Origin of the sequence: Bacteriovorax stolpii (assembly GCF_002872415.1) — a bacterium.
Taxonomy (GTDB): domain Bacteria; phylum Bdellovibrionota; class Bacteriovoracia; order Bacteriovoracales; family Bacteriovoracaceae; genus Bacteriovorax; species Bacteriovorax stolpii.
This window is the reverse complement of record NZ_CP025704.1, coordinates 3,241,360-3,259,997: the sequence shown is the minus strand read 5'-3', so window position 1 is coordinate 3,259,997 and position 18,638 is coordinate 3,241,360. Positions and strand designations below refer to the sequence as shown.

The 18,638-nt window shown below is 41.2% G+C and carries 19 protein-coding genes; 10 read left to right on the top strand and 9 right to left on the bottom strand.

The genetic code is table 11. The features are described 5' to 3' along the window. Positions 1-19 precede the first annotated feature (19 nt). Positions 20-568, bottom strand: a complete 549-nt coding sequence (locus tag C0V70_RS16075) for a chalcone isomerase family protein (RefSeq protein ID WP_102244887.1) — start codon at positions 566-568, stop codon at positions 20-22. A 132-nt stretch (positions 569-700) separates the two neighbouring features. Next, the gene (gene typA, locus C0V70_RS16070) at positions 701-2,533 is read right to left on the bottom strand and encodes a translational GTPase TypA (protein ID WP_102244886.1); all 1,833 of its coding nucleotides are present in this window, start codon (positions 2,531-2,533) and stop codon (positions 701-703) included. Positions 2,534-2,624: 91 nt separating this feature from the next. On the opposite strand from typA, the gene C0V70_RS16065 reads away from it, so the two are divergent. The 7 genes from C0V70_RS16065 (at position 2,625) to aepY (ending at position 10,565) form a co-directional block, all read left to right on the top strand. Further along, positions 2,625-4,454, top strand: a complete 1,830-nt coding sequence (locus tag C0V70_RS16065) for an ABC-F family ATP-binding cassette domain-containing protein (RefSeq protein ID WP_102244885.1) — start codon at positions 2,625-2,627, stop codon at positions 4,452-4,454. Positions 4,455-4,599: 145 nt separating this feature from the next. Then, positions 4,600-5,547: a TauD/TfdA family dioxygenase gene (locus C0V70_RS16060; protein ID WP_158649725.1), complete on the top strand. Its 948-nt coding sequence runs from the start codon at positions 4,600-4,602 to the stop codon at positions 5,545-5,547. Continuing rightward, on the top strand, positions 5,535-6,284 hold the full coding sequence (locus C0V70_RS16055; protein ID WP_102244883.1) for a phosphocholine cytidylyltransferase family protein: 750 nt from the start codon (positions 5,535-5,537) through the stop codon (positions 6,282-6,284). Before C0V70_RS16060 ends, C0V70_RS16055 begins: the two co-directional genes overlap by 13 nt. Beyond that, on the top strand, positions 6,284-7,147 hold the full coding sequence (locus tag C0V70_RS16050; RefSeq protein ID WP_102244882.1) for a CDP-alcohol phosphatidyltransferase family protein: 864 nt from the start codon (positions 6,284-6,286) through the stop codon (positions 7,145-7,147). The genes C0V70_RS16055 and C0V70_RS16050 overlap by 1 nt, the downstream gene beginning before the upstream one ends. Beyond that, complete coding sequence (locus tag C0V70_RS16045) at positions 7,144-7,779, top strand: LysE family translocator (protein WP_158649724.1); 636 nt, start codon at positions 7,144-7,146, stop codon at positions 7,777-7,779. Before C0V70_RS16050 ends, C0V70_RS16045 begins: the two co-directional genes overlap by 4 nt. Beyond that, entirely contained in the window at positions 7,776-9,398 is a 1,623-nt protein-coding gene (aepX, locus tag C0V70_RS16040; RefSeq protein ID WP_102244880.1) for a phosphoenolpyruvate mutase, read from the top strand. Before C0V70_RS16045 ends, aepX begins: the two co-directional genes overlap by 4 nt. A 9-nt stretch (positions 9,399-9,407) precedes the next feature. Beyond that, entirely contained in the window at positions 9,408-10,565 is a 1,158-nt protein-coding gene (gene aepY / locus C0V70_RS16035; RefSeq protein WP_102244879.1) for a phosphonopyruvate decarboxylase, read from the top strand. Positions 10,566-10,970: 405 nt separating this feature from the next. On the opposite strand, the gene C0V70_RS16030 is transcribed toward aepY, so the two are convergent. From C0V70_RS16030 to C0V70_RS16010, 5 genes are all read right to left on the bottom strand, one after another. Next, on the bottom strand, positions 10,971-11,324 hold the full coding sequence (locus C0V70_RS16030) for a COG3650 family protein (RefSeq protein WP_102244878.1): 354 nt from the start codon (positions 11,322-11,324) through the stop codon (positions 10,971-10,973). 80 nt (positions 11,325-11,404) lie between these two features. Continuing rightward, the gene (locus tag C0V70_RS16025; protein WP_102244877.1) at positions 11,405-12,274 is read right to left on the bottom strand and encodes a hypothetical protein; all 870 of its coding nucleotides are present in this window, start codon (positions 12,272-12,274) and stop codon (positions 11,405-11,407) included. After that, positions 12,250-12,675 carry a hypothetical protein gene (locus tag C0V70_RS16020; protein ID WP_102244876.1) on the bottom strand — a complete coding sequence of 142 codons (426 nt, stop codon included), beginning with the start codon at positions 12,673-12,675 and terminating at the stop codon, positions 12,250-12,252. Before C0V70_RS16020 ends, C0V70_RS16025 begins: the two co-directional genes overlap by 25 nt. Further along, complete coding sequence (locus C0V70_RS16015) at positions 12,657-13,187, bottom strand: redoxin domain-containing protein (protein ID WP_102244875.1); 531 nt, start codon at positions 13,185-13,187, stop codon at positions 12,657-12,659. The genes C0V70_RS16020 and C0V70_RS16015 overlap by 19 nt, the downstream gene beginning before the upstream one ends. Positions 13,188-13,190: 3 nt before the next feature. Then, the gene (locus C0V70_RS16010; RefSeq protein WP_102244874.1) at positions 13,191-13,580 is read right to left on the bottom strand and encodes a hypothetical protein; all 390 of its coding nucleotides are present in this window, start codon (positions 13,578-13,580) and stop codon (positions 13,191-13,193) included. Positions 13,581-13,669: 89 nt separating this feature from the next. Between C0V70_RS16010 and C0V70_RS16005 the strand changes: the two genes are divergently transcribed. From C0V70_RS16005 to C0V70_RS15995, 3 genes are read left to right on the top strand one after another with little or no spacing between them, the layout of a single operon-like run. Next, a complete protein-coding gene (locus tag C0V70_RS16005; protein WP_102244873.1) occupies positions 13,670-14,911 on the top strand; it encodes an ATP-binding protein in 1,242 nt (413 codons plus the stop codon). After that, complete coding sequence (locus tag C0V70_RS16000; RefSeq protein WP_102244872.1) at positions 14,908-15,432, top strand: response regulator transcription factor; 525 nt, start codon at positions 14,908-14,910, stop codon at positions 15,430-15,432. The genes C0V70_RS16005 and C0V70_RS16000 overlap by 4 nt, the downstream gene beginning before the upstream one ends. Positions 15,433-15,475: 43 nt before the next feature. Beyond that, positions 15,476-16,585 (top strand): 2-aminoethylphosphonate aminotransferase, encoded by a 1,110-nt coding sequence (locus C0V70_RS15995; protein WP_102244871.1) that lies wholly within the window; start codon positions 15,476-15,478, stop codon positions 16,583-16,585. Between the two features lie 171 nt (positions 16,586-16,756). Here the strand turns inward: C0V70_RS15995 and C0V70_RS15990 are convergent, their stop codons facing one another. Both C0V70_RS15990 and C0V70_RS15985 read right to left on the bottom strand, forming a co-directional pair. Further along, the gene (locus C0V70_RS15990; protein WP_102244870.1) at positions 16,757-18,097 is read right to left on the bottom strand and encodes an O-antigen ligase family protein; all 1,341 of its coding nucleotides are present in this window, start codon (positions 18,095-18,097) and stop codon (positions 16,757-16,759) included. Next, entirely contained in the window at positions 18,090-18,614 is a 525-nt protein-coding gene (locus C0V70_RS15985) for an SLBB domain-containing protein (protein ID WP_102244869.1), read from the bottom strand. The genes C0V70_RS15990 and C0V70_RS15985 overlap by 8 nt, the downstream gene beginning before the upstream one ends. Between the last annotated feature and the right edge of the window lie 24 nt (positions 18,615-18,638).

Here is an 18,638-nt window from a genome sequence, read left to right as displayed (position 1 = left end):
AATATTATGTATTCCAAAGCTACTGGCCAAGTAAACCCTTAGTTAGACCTTCGTCTAGAGGGTTAATAAACCACATATTCAGGATGGCATGAGAGAAAGCAGCATCGCCGGCCTTTGGGAAGCTTTTCCCAGCAAGTGTTAGCACTACACCGTCAGGAAGGAAGGTAAAGACCATTCTTTCGCCTTTTTTAATGTCGGTGAAGTTGTTGTTGAAAGCTTCAAAGGTAGGGAGCATGTTTTTGTATGTTTCTTTATTAGCGCCTTCAAAAGCTTCTTTATAAGTTTTTTTAAGATCTTTTGCGTCTACGTCGCGGACAAATTGCATAGTGATTTGTTTCGGCTCATTTGTCCCCAGGAATGCCCCTGAGTTTGTAGTTTTTGCCGTCAGGTAAAGGGCCCCGTAATAAACTTTGATTTTTAAGAATGTCGCTTTTCTGATTCCCACTCCGTTAAGCACTAATTCTTTTCCTGCAACAGTGACTTTGTCGTCAAAGGCAATTGAGTCAACAGTCAGGGCGTGCGCGCTTACAGAAAACAGGGTTACTAGTCCTAGAACTAAACTTCTCATTTCAACTTTCCTTGTTAGAGTTTCTTAAACAATTCTGCTTCACTCACAAGGGCATTGTAAAGTTTGGAAAAAGGCAAAAAAAAAGGCCTGCGATTTACGCAGGCCTTTGTGATCTTTTGTTAAAAAAAGAAACTATCCTCTAACAACAGAGCGCTTGTTTTGAGCAAGTTCTTTCTTTCTGATGCGGATTGAAGTTGGAGTGACTTCTACCCATTCATCGTTGTCGATCCAGTCTAGTGCCCATTCAAGAGTTCTTGGAGCGATAGGTGGAAGAGTGATGTTTTCGTCTTTACCTGCAGTACGAACTGAAGATAAGTGCTTTTCACGAACAGCGTTTACGTTTGTATCGTTTGGACGAGTGTGTTCACCGATAACTTGTCCTTCGTATGTTGGTTCCCCTGGAACTACGAATTGTCTACCAACACTTAGAAGGTTGAATAGTGCATACGGAGTCATTTTTCCAAGACGGTCAGAGATGATCGCACCGTTTTGACGAGCCAGCATTTCTCCGACGAATGGACGGTATCCCAGGAATTCAGAAGACATTAAACCAGCACCTCTTGTGTCTGTTAAGAACACACCACGGTAACCAATTAATCCTCTTGAAGGAATGATGAACTCAACTCTTGTTCTATCTTCTCCAAGGGGCATCATGTTTTCCATGATCCCTTTTCTGATAGATAGTTTTTCAGTGATTGGGCCAGTTGCATCTGAAGGAATATCTAGAACGACTTTTTCAAATGGCTCTAATTTAGTTCCATCTTCAGCAGTTTGGAAAAGAACTTGAGGACGACCAACCATGAACTCGAATCCCTTACGACGAAGTTCTTCGAATACGATTGCTAGCTGAAGTTCACCTCTTCCTTTTAGGATGTAAACTTTTGGATCGTCAGTTGGTTCATATTGAAGAGCAACGTTTGTTCTAACAGAGTCTTCTAAGAACTCTTCTAATTTTCTAGAAGTTAAGTATTCACCTTCTTGTCCTGATAGAGGAGAAGTTGAAACTGATACCTGAACCCCTACAGTTGGTGGCTCAACAGTGATACGTGGAAGTGGTTCGATCTTAGTTGTCGAAACAACCGTGTCACCGATTTTCGCGTTCGTAATACCGGCAATTGTAACGATCTCACCAGCGCGAGCTTCATCAACGTCGATGTTTCTTAGAGCTGAGAACTCTTGAATCGCTGTGATTTTGTATGACTTATTTTTTCCTTCAATGTCACAAAGTGTGTAGTTACCGTTTTTCTTGATAATACCTCTTTGAATTCTTCCGATAACTAATGGCCCCAGGTAGTTTGAGTATCCAAGGTTTGTTACAAGAAGCTGAAGATCTTCACCTTGAGCAACTTGTGGTTCTGGATAGAAATCAGAAACCATGAAATCTAAAATAGGGTGAACGTCAGTTCTAACTACTTTTGGATCGTGAGTTGCCCATCCAGATCTAGCAGAAGCGTAAAGGATAGGTACATCAAGATCGAAATCAGTGATATTTAATTGATCAGCCATTTCCAGGAAAAGGTTTTCAATATCATTTTTAACTTCTTCAATTCTTTCATCTGGTCTGTCGATTTTGTTGATAACAACAGAAATCTTGATTCCTCTCTCCATTGCTTTTTGAAGAACGAAACGAGTTTGAGGAAGAGGTCCTTCAGAAGCGTCTACTAGAAGTAGAACCCCATCAACCATCATAAGTGATCTTTCAACTTCTCCACCGAAGTCGGCGTGGCCTGGAGTATCCAGAAGGTTAATTTTTGTGTCTTTCCAAATGAACGCACAGTTTTTAGCCGTGATTGTGATCCCGCGTTCTTTTTCGATATCGCCTGAGTCCATTACACGTTCAGCAACCTGCTCGCGCTCGTCGAATGTATTTGATTGCTTTAAAAGACAATCAACCATTGTTGTTTTACCGTGGTCAACGTGAGCTACGACGGCAATGTTTTTTAGTTTTGAGTAATTCTTAGACATAGAAGGCTAATCCTTGGTTTATGGCATGGTCAAAATTTATAATGAATTTTGGGAGACTTTAGCATAAGATGGCCCCTATAGCGAGAACACAATGATACAGGCCAAAAATTTATCCAAACATTTCGGTGCACAAGAGTTATTCAGCAATGTCAGTTTTCAATTAGGACCAAGAGAAAGAGTCGGTCTGGTTGGAAGAAATGGCTCGGGTAAATCGACGCTTTTTAAACTAATTCTCGGAGAGTTATCTGCTGATGGGGGAGAAATTTCTATCCCAAAGGGGTATAGACTCGGTGCCCTTGAACAACATATTCACTTTACCAAGCCTACTGTCCTGGAAGAATGCACTCAGGTTTTAAACCCTGAAGATTTCAAAGAACACGAGGCCGAAAAAATTCTTTTTGGTCTGGGGTTTTCGGAGCCCGACCTCGCCCGTGACCCCAAGAGCTTTTCAGGTGGTTATCAAATCAGGATCAACCTGACGAAGGTGCTTTTGCAGTCGCCAGATCTTCTGCTTTTGGATGAGCCTACCAACTACCTCGATATCGTCAGTATGAGATGGCTTAAGAGCTTTTTAAAGAATTTCCCAGGGGAAATCATGCTCATCACCCACGACCGCGAGTTTATGGATGATGTTGTGACTCACACAATGGGGCTTCACCGCCAGCAGTTAAAGAAAATCAAGGGCGATACCGCTAAATTTTATGAACAGATTCTTCAAGACGAAGAAATGTACGAAAAGACGCGCGAAAATTTAGATAAAAAACGCAAGGAAATGGAAGCTTTTATCGAGAGATTTAAAGCGAAGGCTTCTAAAGCAGCTCAGGCGCAATCGAGAGTGAAAGCGCTGGAGAAAATGAGTTCAATGGACAAGCTTGCTGATGTTGATTCATTGGGCTTTAAGTTCCGTTTTGTGGAGTGTCCGGGGAAACAAATCGCCGAAGTCAAACACCTGAGTTTTCACTATGAAGGAAAAGAGGAAAATCTTTTTCACAACCTGAGTTTTCCGATTAACCGCGAAGATAGAATCGGGATCATTGGGAAAAACGGAAAAGGAAAATCGACATTACTAAACATTATCGGCGGATACTTAACTCCAGTCACTGGAAAAGTGAGCTTTCACCCTTCAGCACAGATTGGCCATTTTGGTCAGACCAATATCAATCGCCTGAATATGGAAAACACGATTGCTGAAGAAATTCAGCAGGAAAATAATGATCTTTCAATTTCAAGTGTCCGCAATATTTGTGGGACGATGATGTTTGAAGGGGACCTGGCAAAAAAGAAAATCAAAGTTCTTTCCGGGGGAGAAAGGGCCCGCGTTTTATTGGGAAAAATCCTGGCAAAACCGGCAAACCTCCTGCTTCTGGATGAGCCTACCAACCACTTGGATATGGAATCGATTGAGTCTTTAACCGAAGAGATTGGAAACTTTCCTGGTGCTGTTGTGATTGTTACCCACAGTGAAATCATGCTTAAGAACCTGGCGACTAAACTGGTTATTTTCCATAATGGGAACGCCGAGTTTTTTAACGGAACATACGACGATTTCTTAGAAAAAATCGGTTGGGAAAGCGAAGAGACAAAACCAAAAGTTGAGACCAAAAAGCTTTCTGAAAAAGAGATTAAACAAAAAAGGGCCGAGCTGACTATTGAGCGCGCTAAACAAACGAAGCCGATCAAAGAAGAAATTGAGCGCCTGGAAGGTGAGATCACTAAAAACGAAGACCTGCTTAAGCGCATCAATAACGAGTTGGAAAAGGCTACGCTTGCCAACGATACGGCCAAGTTGACTGACTACGCCCATGCGGTCGGAAAACTTAACCACATGATTGATGAGCTCTTTGAAAAGCTGACCAACTCCAATGAAAATCTAGAATTTATCCAGGCTAAATACGATAAAGAGTTAGACGCTTTGTCGTAACACGCGTGGCGTAAGGCTTTTTGCACTTACATTTACACAGAGCGCATTGAGAGTTTTTCTCATGAGCCTTATTAGGTTGTTTTCCCTTCCTGAGAGTGCTATTTTTACCGCACTTTTTAGGATTACTTTTTCGAGGGAAAACCCGATGTTAAATGACAATTTTACCTATGCTTTTTCAACAGAAGCACAAAACGAAATTTACGATTTCATTAAGAACCTTCATCAGTACGATCGCATCGAAGACGCTAAGACGTTAGAGAGTGACGATTGCCCAACTTTTTTAAAAGAAGTTGAAGAGATCAGAAACGAACTGGAAAACGGAAAGCGCATCGTTATCGTTAGACCATTTGTTGATCTTCACAATAAGTATACAATTCAAGAACAAAGAACGATCAGCTGGCTTTTAGGAAACGTCCTGGGTGAGCCTCTAGTACAAAACGAAGCTGGTGATAAAGTTATTTGTGTTTTTGATCGCGACCGTCACAACACCATGGTGAAAGGAGCTCGTTACCACCAGACTCGCGAAGGTGGAACAATCCATACTGACAACGTGAACGTTCCATACCACTGGGAATACCTGGTTCTTTCTTGTATTGCTCCGGCAATGGCAGGTGGAGAGAACATTCTGGTTAACGCCCTGACAGTTCACAAAATCCTAAAAGAAAAACACCCGGATGTTTTAGCGATCCTGGAAAAGAATTTTATCTGGGAACAACGTGGAGTGGCCGATGCTACTTACGAAGCTCCGATCCTGACTTACAATAAAAAAGGCGAACCAATGTTCCGCCACCTTCGTCCATACATGGAATCAGCTCACAGAAAAACGAATAACCCGTTAACTGAAGAGCAAATGTACGCTATTGATACTCTGGACTCGGTAATTGAGCACTCAGACAATCAATACCGTCACACTTTTAAAGCAGGAGAAATCCTCCTAACTTACGATTCGCAAGTGCTTCACGGAAGAACATGTTTCTCGGACTCTCAAGATGCCGTGACGATTTTTGATTACAAAAAAGATCATAACAAACCATTAAAGCGCACGATGGACCGTCTATGGGCAAAAAAGAGAGGTAACCTGTGTCTAGTTTAACTGCTCTGATTTTGGCCGCAGGATACGGCTCTCGTATTGCTGATGTAACAACAAACCCAAAGTCGCTTTTAACAATTAAAGAAAAAGCACTAATGGACTGGCACTTCGATAGCCTTGCTGCTGTTGGAGTTAAAGACGTTGTTGTGGTGACTGGATATAAACGCGAAGTCCTTGAAGAATACCTGCAAAAATTTAAAAGCAACTTCAATTTAGCTTTCGCCGTTAACGATGATTACAAAGTAAAAGGCAACACCTATTCACTTTTTTTTGGTCTGGAAAAAGTAGAGACAGACTTTCTTCTTTTTGATGCCGACCTGATTTATGAAACACAAATCCTAAGAGCTTTCGTTGAAGACACAAACCCTAACCAGATTCTGGTTGGTGAGAGTTCAATCGATGATATCGAATGCGCGAAGACGATGATCGATAAAGACGGTTTTGTCCGCATGACGATCGACAAGCGTGCCGTGAGCGCAGAAGAGCGTGAAAAGTACACTTTCGCAGGTGAAGCCATCGGCATCCTGAAATTTTCTAAAGAGTACAGAGACGATATGTTCAACGAGTGCAAGAAGTTCCTTGCTGATGAAAAGAACGTTTCTAAAAACTGGGAGCACGTGATGAACGAGTTCCTGCATACGCACGATATGTCAGTTCACCAGTCAGTAAGTGACAAGTGGGTTGAGATCGATAACCGTGAAGATTATGAGCGCGCGAAAAAACTTTTTGGAGAAGTGTAGTGACTTGGCTTGCAGAATATAGAAGTTCATTAAAAAACGTGCATGCAGAAGAATTTCTGGATGTTTACTTTTTCAGACCGATTGCTTTTGTGATCGTTAAACTTTTATACCCGCTGCCACTGACTCCGAATAATTATTCATTTGCTTCGTTTGTCTCGGGTTTTACTGCGGCCTGGTTTTTTTATAAAGCAGAGTTTCAATGGGGAGCTTTCTTTTTCTTCCTTTTTGCTGTCCTAGACTGCTGTGATGGCATGCAGGCGAGAATGAAAAAGAACGGTTCTGAGTTTGGCCGCTTTATTGATGGTTTGGTGGATTACACTTCAAACATTGCTTGTTACATCGGACTTGGTTTTGGTGTGGCGAAGGCGATGCCAATGATGGGGTCAATCCCGACTGTGTACCTGGTGATTGCTGCCGGATTAAGTAAGGCGCTTCACTCAATCATCTACGATCACTACCTGATGGAATACCTTTCATACGACCGCGGAGACGGCGGTTTTGTTCAAAGAGAAGTTGAAGAGCTTCGTCAGAAGCTTGCAGTAGCAAAGGCCAATCCAAAAGAATCAAAAATTCGCCTTTTTATGCTGACGACATATTTAGGTTTCAGCACTCTTCAAGCTGGCAACGAAGGGCGCTCCTTAAAGTTTGAATGCAAAAATTATATTGAGAAGAATTACCGTGCCATTCAGTTATGGGGTCTTATCGGGCCGGCATGGCATATCGCTTTCCTTATTTTTGCACTTTTATTCGACAGGCCTGAATGGCTTTTTGGTTACGCTATTATTTTTGGCAACACCTGGCTGGTGATCATGTTGATCTATCAACAAAAGATTTACCACCGCCTGGAGAGTGCTCAAGCATGATCGCACTTATCCTAGGTCTCGCTATTGGTTTTTTAATGTGTATTCCGGTAGGCCCAATCAACGTTTGGGTGGTGAATACCTTACTTAAACATAATTTCCGTTCTGCTTTTTCGATTGCCTTGGGTGGTTCAGTGATGGACTTCACTTATTTTATGATCATCCTGACTGGGCTCTCATTGTTTTCTTTTACTCCAAAGATGACGATGTTTTTTAAAGTGGCAGGTGTGATTTTTCTTTTTGCTTTTGGACTAAAAGAAATCCTTAGTCCGAGCCAGAGTTTTGAGGAAGATGAAGACACAAAGAAAAAGATTCCGAGAGCATCGAGTTTCTTTTTACTGGGAGTTTTAATTTATACATCAAACCCGACATTGATTGCGACTATGTCAGGGCTGGCGGCCATTATTAAATCGTGGCACGCTTTTGATTTTAACTATTTTAATTATTTTTTCCTGTCGCTAGGAATTGCTGTCGGTTCGGCGAGCTGGTTCTTTCTTTTGTTAAAGATGGTTCAGCGCTACCAAAACCGCATCCCGCAGAAGTTTTTCCATCACTTCAGCCGCACCTCAGGTGTATTGATTGTGATGTTTAGTTTATTTATGGCATTTAAAGTTTATAAGGAAGTGTACCTATGAAAAAGTCAACGCAACTAAGACAAATGCTTCAGTCTAATGAGCTGGAGTTTTTAATGGAAGCCCACAACGGGATTTCTGCAATCATCGCTCAGGAAGCGGGTTTTAAGGGGATCTGGGGATCGGGTTTATCAATCTCTGCCTCACTTGGGGTAAGAGATAACAACGAAGCTTCATGGACTCAGGTTCTGGACGTTGTTGAATACATGAGTGATGCTACGAAGATTCCTATCCTGCTTGATGGTGATACTGGATACGGGAACTTCAACAACATGAGAAGACTTGTTATGAAACTTGAGCAACGTGGAGTTGCCGGGGTTTGTATCGAAGATAAAATCTTCCCAAAAACAAACTCATTTTTAAGGACAGAGGCGCAACCTCTTGCCGATATCGAAGAGTTCTGTGGGAAAATCAAAGCTGGTCAAGACACTAAACTTGACGATGATTTCAACATCATCGCTCGCGTAGAAGCTCTGATCGCTGGATGGGGATTACAAGAAGCAGTTAAAAGAGCAGACGCTTACAGAAAAGCGGGAGCTAACGCCATTCTAATGCACTCAAAAATTTCAAAGCCAGACGAAATTCTAGCTTTCATGAAAGAATGGGGTGAGAGATCAAAAGAATGTCCAGTTGTCATCGTTCCAACTAAATACTACGCAACTCCGACAAACGTCTTCAGAGAAGCTGGTGTTTCAACTGTTATCTGGGCCAACCACCAAATGAGAATGGCCGTAACAGCGATGCAACAAGTAACTAAGACAATCTTTGAAGAGCAATCTTTAATGAACGTTGAAGATAAAATCGTATCAGTTGCAGAACTTTTCCGTCTGCAAAACGATAAGGAACTTGAAGCAGCTGAGAAGAGATACTTAACAGTAGCAGACGCTGACGCTCCAAGAGTTGTTCTTCTGGCGGCATCACGTGGTGCTGAACTAAAAGAATTAACTGAAGACCGTCCAAAGGTTTTGATCGATATCAATGGAAAACCGTTAATTGAGCAATCAATCAACAACTTCTACGCTCACGACATTAAAGATATCGCGATTGTTACAGGGTATAAAAAAGAAGCTTTCAAATTCCCAAACATCAAGTACGTGAACAATGAAAACTTTGAATCGACTTCAGAGCTTGCTTCATTGTTTTTAGCGAGCAAGCAAATTGCAGATAACACAATCATCTCTTACGGTGACATCCTTTATAGAAAATACATCCTTTCTCGTTTATTAGAAGAAAAAGGAGATATTACGATTGTCGTTGATGCCACAATTAACAACCGTACCGCTGATTACAAAGGTGACTTTGTTCTTTGCTCTAGAAACCACAGCACTAACTACAATGAAGCTCCTGCTGAACTTCAAGGAATCAAGTTTGGAACTGCAAGCGAAAACAAAGACGCAAGCGGTGAGTGGATTGGTCTTGTGAAGACAAATAAAGTTGGATCTGAAGTTTTATCAAAGGCCCTTACAGAGCTTTCAACAACTCCAGACTTCAATAAACTGAAACTTCCAGATTTAATGAACCACCTTCTATCTAAGAAAGTTAAAATCAATGTTATGTACATTGATGGACACTGGATGGATGTTGATAGCTACGCTGACGTTTCAAAAGGACAAAAATTCTAAGGATAATTTATGATTACAGCTGATAAATTTTTAATTCCGGCACGCGAACTTGGTTTTAACTTCTTTACGGGGACACCATGTTCATACTTAAAGCCATTCATTAACTACGTTATCGACACAGACGGATTTGATTTCGTCGACAGTGTCAACGAAGGTGATGCAATCGCTATCGCGGCAGGAGCAACAGTTGGTGGGAAACGCGCGGTTGTTATGTTCCAGAACTCAGGTTTAGGAAATGCAGTTAACCCGATTACGTCACTAACTTATACGTTTAACATTCCAGTTATGATCATCACGACTCTTCGTGGAGAGCCGGGCGGCCCTGCTGATGAACCTCAACACGAACTGATGGGGCAAATCACAACGGCAATGCTTGAGACGATGAGACTTAAGTGGGCCTTCTTCCCGCAAACGGAAGAAGAAGTAGCTCCTGCGCTAAAAGCAGCTGACGAATACATGAAAAAACACAATCAACCATTCGTGTTTGTCATGAGAAAAGATGACATCGCTGAATACAAACTTCAAAAGAAGCCAGCGGCTTCTAAAAAAGATTTCAGCATCACTCACACTGATCATTTTGAACTTGATTATAAAGCACGTACGACGAGAACTCCGGTTCTTGAAGTGCTTCAAAAATCAGTTGCGCTTTCCGCCGCAGTGATTGCGACAACTGGTAAAACAGGAAGAGAGTTCTATGAAGTAGGGGATCAAAAGAACCAGCTTTATATGGTGGGTTCTATGGGGTGTGCACTGGCGTTTGGGCTGGGCCTTGCCATGGTTAAGCCTAAACTTAAAGTTATCGTTCTTGACGGTGATGGAGCGCTTTTAATGAGAACTGGATCAATGGCCACAGCGGGAGCTTACAAGCCAAAGAACTTAGTTCACATCCTGATTGATAACGAAGCTCACGACTCAACTGGTGGACAGGGGACTGTGACGGGTGGAGTTTCATTCGGAACAATCGCAGCTGGATTTGGTTACGATAAAATCTACTCAACTGACCGCTTGGAGAAATTCTCTGAGATCGTTGAAGAGGTAAAAAAGAACGATGTAGTGACATTCGTTCATATGAAAACTCAAAAAGGTTCTCCTGAGAAATTGGGAAGACCTAAAGTGACTCCTGCTGAAGTGTCTGTGAGATTTGCGGAGTTTGTGCAGTCTAAATAGCGCCTGACCAAAATATTGTTTTAATCTGATACAGATCATGTAGAAAAGGCCGAAAAAGGGCGATGATGATTATGTAGAAAGAAGAAACAAAGGAGGCAATATGAGAAAACGCCAAAAGTTTCGTTTCTCTAGGACTAGGACGGACTAGAAACTTTCTTGAATGTGTATCACGAATCCAAGGAGGTAAAATGAGAATGTCTAGACTACGGCATAGCTTCTCGAGATCTAGGACCTTGACCTCGTCATGAAAAAGCGGGTTTTTAGGTTTGCACTCAATGCTCTGGTGCTTGTTGCAAGCAAAAGCGTTTAGCAGATTATCCAGAGGTAAAGTCCACTAAGAACTCAAAGATTAACTAAAACTAAGAAAAAGGCCCTCGTTTGAGGGCCTTTTTTATTGCAGGAAAATTACTTTGTGATTTCGTTGCAGCATCCGTAAAGAACTGTATTACCAGTTGTGTACATGATGTGTTTTTCGTAAATGTTATCGCTCATTCCATCATTACATTCACCAGTAACGATTGTCGCTTTTGCATTTTTAGTTTCAACTACGAAGGCGAAGTCTGGAGCTAGACCTTGAGCATCTACACGTGAGATGATTTCTTCTTTAGTTGTTGTTTCATCGGCCATAAATTCATTGAAAGTGACAGTGTTTCCTTCAATCTTTAGATCCCAGAATGGCTCAGTTCCGCTACATGAATAATCAGCGGCCATTGCAGATAGAGATAAAAGCATAGACATTAAAGCGATTGTTTTTTTCATAAAGACTCCTAAGGTATTGGTTGAGATAGTCTTACCAAAAATAGGGATTTGTCTCTATAAGGCCTGTAAAATTGATCTGTTTAAAGCAGTTCGGACCAGGTCATTCCCAGGGAAAGGGAGCGGTAAAGGGCTGAATTCCTGCTTTTTCCCAAAAGAGTGCTGTCGCTATAGTTCAGGTTAAGGCTCATATCTTTCTGAAAATTCCAGGCCGGAGAGAGGGAGACTTCCCAAAATTGGGAGGCGATGAGGGTCTGATTTTTATATTTCTTTTTGGCCAGGTAATTCCATTGTAGAGTGGATGAAAGGTCAATTTCACTGCTTAATGAATGGGTATAAGTCCCGGCAGCAGAAAAAGCATAAGTTGAATCGAGATATTTTTGTTTTGGAAGATATTGAGGAGACAGACTTGCCTTAAAATCTCCACGGGCCATGACTACCGGAAGATCAATTTTATAGAAACCTGTTCCGCGGATATCAGTGCGAAGGTTTTTTTGTGAATTAAAATTGTTTTCTCCAAAAGGAATAGTGAGTTTAATCCCGGTAAAAATCCGAGGTGTCCACGAATTGTAACTATAATTTGTTACGGCTTCATAAAAAACACCAATACCAAAGTCTCCTAGACCTGAATCAGTTTCATTTTTTCCCAGACGTTTGGCCTCTTTTTGAATGAAAGAAAGGCTTGTATTGCCCTGGAAGCGGTCAGTGAAGAGTCTTTTGTATTCGATGGAGCTGGTGATAGTTTGATCTTTGTTGCCATCGTCGTCCATTAAGGCCTGGCCATCGTTATTGGTTTGCCCGAGATCTTTTCGTAAAAGAGTAGAAAAAGTCCATTCCTGCAAATGATCAGCAATCATGAGGGACGCTGCAGACTGGCCGCCACCACAGCATGAGGCGGAGTAAGCATTGCTTGAAAGAAGAATCAGGATTAAAGCACTATAGATTTTTGCCATGATGAGATCACCTGATTGTTTTCTAAAACTTCAATATGTAAAACCCAAAGTCCCGGCATGATAAAGGCAAGTTCTGAAAATTCATAACTTACTGAAGAAAGCGGGGTGATAACAATGGGAGAAGAACCATGCCCCATATCCGGCATCCAGATGTAGGCGTTTAGAGTTTGAGTTGTTTTTAAAGGAGAGTTAAGTGTGATTTCAAAAATCCCCAGTTCACTTAGTGAAGGAGGGACATTCCATTTTAAAGAAAATGAATTCTCTGCTCCAGGAAGCTGCTCTTCCAGAAGGATGCTCCCGGCGATTTCTTTTGTTTTTTCCAGCTTGTTAAAGAGGGGAGATTTCCCGCATGAAGCTAGAGTGAAAAATGCAGCGAAGAAGATTATCTTAAAATAATGCATCCGAGTGACCTTGTTTCTTTCTCAGTGATGGCCAGGTTGTTGGCAAGTTCAGTGAGAGCATTTTTTAAATAGAGTTTTTTAGCACTGTAGGGATTGGTTCTTTCAGTCACTCCACCGCTATAGAGCACTTCATTGCTTTCGTTCAGGATGAAGGTTTGAGGTGTGCGGTTCGCTTTCAGAAAATCGGCCATCTTTAAATCACTGTCGTCGATAATTGGAAATTCGGCCTTGTAGTTTTGTCTGATTTCTTCAATGTCTTTAGCAGTTGCATTTCTTACCGAGTGAACCCCAATGAATTCGATCTCTGGAAAAGTTTTGGCCATTTCGTTGATGTAGGGGATGTTCTGTTGAGTGCAGGGACAAGTTTTGCTCAAGAACACTAGCACCTTTGTTTTTTTATCCGTGTTTAAGTTTTTTTCTTTTCCGGAAGGATAAGAAGTGAGAGTCGGCATCGTGGCCGCAGAAACTCCTAGCGAAAAGCATGCGAATAAAAAAAGAAAGATGCTCTTCATAGATTAAAGCTCAACCTTCATTCTATTTTCTTCTACGATTTGTTTTTTATCATTTAAAAGTTGAAGGCGAAGAAACCAATCTCCCTTCATTCCACCCATGAAGTAGATTTTTTCAATTAAATAATCATCAGGAGAGACCGGGGTGATAACTACCGGACGAGAACCGTGCTCGTGTCCCCCGGCCATCACCATCCAGGGAATGACGTTAAGAGAGTAATTGCTGTTATTTTTTAATGTGATAGTGGCACTCGTGTATTGATTAAAAACCGGTGTGTTTTGCCATTCTACTTTGGCGCAAACATTATTTTGAGAAAAAGAAATTTCACCTTGTTCACAGGCATAGGCTTTGATATTAAAAAAGGCACAAGCTAAAAGAAGTGTAGCAATTTTCATAGTGGTCTCCGGTAAAAGATAATCCGGTTATAGCTAAAAAATGGACCCTTGTAACTGCAACATATTGGTGCAGTCTGGACGATAAAAGAATGCAAACCTTACCTAACCAATTGAGAAAATGGCTCTTCCCATTGGGAAGCCAGCTTAATGAGAATTTATTGAGGGCCTCTCTCATTATTTCTCTGCGCTGGGTAATTCTTCTGGTGGAGTTTATTACTGCAGTGGCCTATGGTTTTATGGGCAAGCTCCTGTGGATAAACTATGCTTATATTGTCCTAAGTATTGTCCTGATGGTGGTTTTTAACACTGTCGTGACTATCACTCTTAAGGGGAAAGAAAAGGTTAGTTCGAGCTTTCTTGCCTTCCAACTTTTTTTCGATCTACTTCAGCTTTTCATCTTCCTGAAGCTCGTGATGTCGAAGGCCAATCCATTAATTGAAATTTTTTACCTGCCGCTTATTGTGTCTATTATTGCTTTGCCGTTTGTCTGGAATTTTATCTATTCACTGGCCGTTGTTGCTGTTGTGGGAAGCTTTTATCTTTCATCAGGGGCCGATCACCATAACTACCATCACTTTTATTCTCATCTTTTTACGATGGGACTGATTTGTTTCACTTTGAATCTTTTGATGAGCTTCATCAGGCATTTTCAGAAACGTTTAGAAACACTTCAGAATTATAAACAGCGAATGGACCACTTGAAAGTTGTTGGAGCAATGACTTCAGGTTTTTGTCATCAGATGGCAACTCCACTTAATACGATTAAGCTTCGTCTCGATCGCATGAACCGTCATCAAGCTTATTCGCAGGATGATTTGAATTCGGCCTTAATGGCCTTGGGGCAATGTGAAGTGGCCTTGCGTGATTTATCAGAGATGCGTGCAGAAAAAACTATGGGAATGAGAGAGAGAATTGAGCTTAAGAGCTTTTGCCAAAGCTTGATTGCAAATTCGTACCCTGAGATGAAGTTGCTCATTGATGAAAGAGCTCAGTCGGTATCTTGTCATCCGCAGCTACTCACTCAAACTCTCTTGGATCTTTTTGATAACGCTTTTGATGCTTCAAAAGACCAAGTACAGCTTACTATTTATCAGGACAATGAGTTCGTTCATTTTGAAGTGATCAATAGAGAGGCCGTTATCTCTCACGATGTTTTATCAAAATTAGGGGAGCCGTTTAACAGCACAAAAGAGCAAGGTGCAGGTCTTGGTCTTTTTAATGCTTTTAACTCTGCATTAGTAATGAATGGGACATTCAAAATTTTTAATAAGAATGAAAATGTCCATGCTCTTTTATCCTTGCCAGTTATCCTGGAAGAGGTGCAAACGTGAAAATCCTTTTGATTGATGACGATGACAATTTTGTAAGTTCTTTAGTATTAGAATTCCAAGACAGAAGTATTGATGTTGTGGGATTTTCTCGCTTCAGCGATATTCCACAAAATCTGATTTTAGATTCTACTCACGCCATTGTTGACCTGAGATTAAAAGGTGAAAACGGACTCAATATTTTGGTGGAGTTAAGAGAGTTAAATCCTGCTATGAAAATGGTTATGCTCACTGGGTTTGGAACGATTTCCACAGCAGTTGAGGCCATGCGCTTAGGGGCGATTAACTACCTCTCTAAACCAGTTTCTTTTGATGTTCTTCTGCACACTCTGCAAAATGCACAAAGCGATGAAGTGGCACTTTCTGAGTCGGAAATGACACTTGCCGAAAAAGAGCGCGAGTATATTGAATATGTACTAGTTAAGTGTGACGGAAACATTTCCAAGGCGGCAAAAATCCTGGGTCTTCACCGCCAAAGCCTCCAGCGTATGCTCAAGAAATACCCCTTCCACAGAGGCGAATAAAAGGTTAATATGCCTCACATTTTACTTTTCACCCAAGGCAAACATGAAAACTGTTAAGCGCAATATTTTATTAAATCCAGGTCCGGCAACAACAACTGATACGGTTAAAAACGCGATGGTTGTTCCAGATATTTGTCCAAGAGAATTGGAGTTTGGTGAACTGACTCTTTCTGTGAGAGACGATTTAATTAAAGTGGCCCGCGGTGAAAAAAACCACACATGTGTTCTTTTAACGTCGTCAGGAACGGGTGGTGTTGAAGCTTGTTTAACATCTGTTATTCCGATGGATAAAAAAGTCCTGATCGTTAATAACGGAGCTTACGGAGAGCGTATGCAGGCGATCTGTGATGCTTATGGAATTGCTCACGTTGATTACAATATCCCAGCTGGAAAACCAGTTGATTTAGCTGAACTAGAAAAAATGATTCAAGCTCACCAGAAAGATTTATCTCACGTTGCTTTCATTCACCATGAAACAACTGTAGGGATTTTAAATCCATTAAAAGAGATTTGTAGTCTTGCTCACAAGTATAAATTGGAAAACATTGTCGATGCCATGAGCTCGTTTGCAGGAATGGACATCGATGTAGAAAGAGATGAAGTGGATTACCTGGTTTCCTCTTCAAATAAATGTATCCAAGGAATGGCGGGAATCAGTTTTGTCATCGCTAGACTTGAGAATCTTAAAAAGACATCGTCGATCAAAAGAAATTTTTATTTCAACCTGATGGCGAACTACGAATACTTAAATAAGAACAAACAATTCCTTTTTACTCCTCCAGTGCAGACGCTGTACGCTTTAAGACAAGCAGTGACTGAGTATTTCCAGGAAGGAGCAGAAAACCGTTTTGCCCGTTACGCTTCAATGTATGAAGTGATGAAAAAACGAGTGAAGGAACTAGGGTTTGAATTCTTAGTTGAAGAAAAGCACCACGCTAAACTTCTGACGGCCATCTTAGACCCGAAGAGCCCGAATTATTCATTCAATGAAATGCACGACTACCTTTTTGAGCGTGGCTTTACTATCTATCCAGGTAAAGTAGGAAGCATCAACACTTTCAGACTCTCGAATATTGGCGCGATTTATCCTGCCGATATCGAGGCATTTCTAAAAGTGTTCGAAGAATACTTAAGGCTAAAAAAGATCATCTAAATCGAGAGCGGCGAACAGAGGACATTTTTAGGATTACAGTTGTGGGCTTACACCAACAGCGATAACCATAACGATAAGACATAGAATGATAATGTCGAGCTTACTAATTTTGTTCCAGATCATAAAAACTCCCGAGACTAATTAATAATGAATCGCGAGTTTTTATATTTTTTATTGAGGATTGCCAACACCATCTGAAATTTTTATTGGTTTCTTAATAATTGACCCCCATTCCTGGCCTAAGTAGCCGAAAACCATCCAGTAGATTCTATCGCCCATGCCGCCTAGCGAGAAGTTGGCGTGGTAAATGATAAAAACCGGAAGGTGGGAAAGGAGAAAGAGGGCCATGGTCTGGCGGTCGATATCGTCTTCTTTAAGGCCCTTTAGCACCCCGACGATCATTAAGAGGTAGGCAATAATCGAGAGAATGAGCAGTGGGTAGCCACCGATAACTCCGGCCGACACGAAGAGGTTGTGCGGGTCCTTAAAAGAGTTGTAACTTTCGACTTCGATCCCTTCTTTAGCGCCGCTAAAAAACTTATAAAGGAGACCGTGGCCGAAGTAAGGGCTTTGTTCAAACATTGTCCAACCACGAAACACTTCGTCCATTCTGGTTGAGACCCCATCTTGAGCAGGTCTTAGTCCAAAACCAGTTTTTCCGGTTGTCACTTCATACATAAATTGCGAAGTCGGGGCACCCACTAGAAGAATAGAAATCAAAAGGCATGAAAGGAAAGTGAACTTAAATAAGCGCACTGATCTTTTTTTCGATCCGTAGATAAGAATCCCTACAAAACCAGTGATCACAATAGTTCCGAAGGCCGCTTTGGTTGAAGTGGCAAGAACGGCGAGAGTGATAATGAAGAGTCCCAAGATTTTTAAAAGCGTGTTGTTTTTAAGCGTCCAAGGTTTGTCCTGGAAGATCTTAGGAAAAAAGAAAATAAAAGAAGCTGTGCTTGCAGTTACCATGTGTGGGATGTGCTTAAAAAATCCAACGAAGCGTCCGCCACGAAACATGAAAGGAAAAAGGATCGGTAGAAAAAGCACACTGGTAATAACTAAAAAGGTGCTGGCCTTATTCATCCAATCGCAGAATTTTCTTAAAGGAAAAACGGCGGGGACAATCACGCCGTAAATCAGGATAAGCATAATGGCCATACCGAGACCACCGAGCTGAACGAGTACTGATTGAGTGACGTTTACCAGAGTGATTTGAAAAAGTGTCTGAATGGTTAAAATGGCAATCAAGGTCCAGATAAAAACTTTATAAAACTTAGACAGAGGAAAGTTACTACGGTTTTTTAACCAGTAATAAATCAGGATGAGAGCAATGACGACCTGAAGTCCGAAGTTAATAAAAGGGTGAAGACCGTATTGAAAAATAAAAGGAGGGATCGAGTAAGGAACGATCTGCATCCATTTAAAAGAAAGTTTTGAAACAAAGATCAGGACAATGAGCGTAATACAACAAAAGTCGATGATCTTTGGAACGGAAAACTTAGGCTCAATCATTTAATTTATCTTTAATAACAACGGCAGTTAAAAGAGCAGTCAGTACAACTGAAACGATCGAAATAATTCGAAATGAGTCATTGCTGATAAGTGGGCTTTTGTTTTTAATTAAGACAATGTCATTTGAATTTAGAGTGTAATCATTTTTTGCACCGGCCTTTAACACTTCTTCAAGATTCACATTTAAGCTTTTCTTTTCTTCACCGTTAGGAGCAATGACATTTTGCTGATCATTTCCGATGACGATGTTTTCCAAGTCGGCTTCATTGTTTGTTCCACCCGCAAGAGAAAGTAGGGTTGTGAGTTTCATATTGGCCGGCACGTGATAGAGGCCTGCATTCTTTACGGCACCAAGAAGACGAATAGGAATCAATTCCTGATTAGGATAGGATTCGAAGACAAATTCAGAAGGAGAGCTGAGGTTGTATTTTGAAGCTTTGCCCGATTCAGACGTTGCGGCAAATGTTTGATTAACTAAAATACTGTACGTAAAAAGACAGATAATCAGGCGTCTCATTATATTTCCCTCTCTAAAACTAAA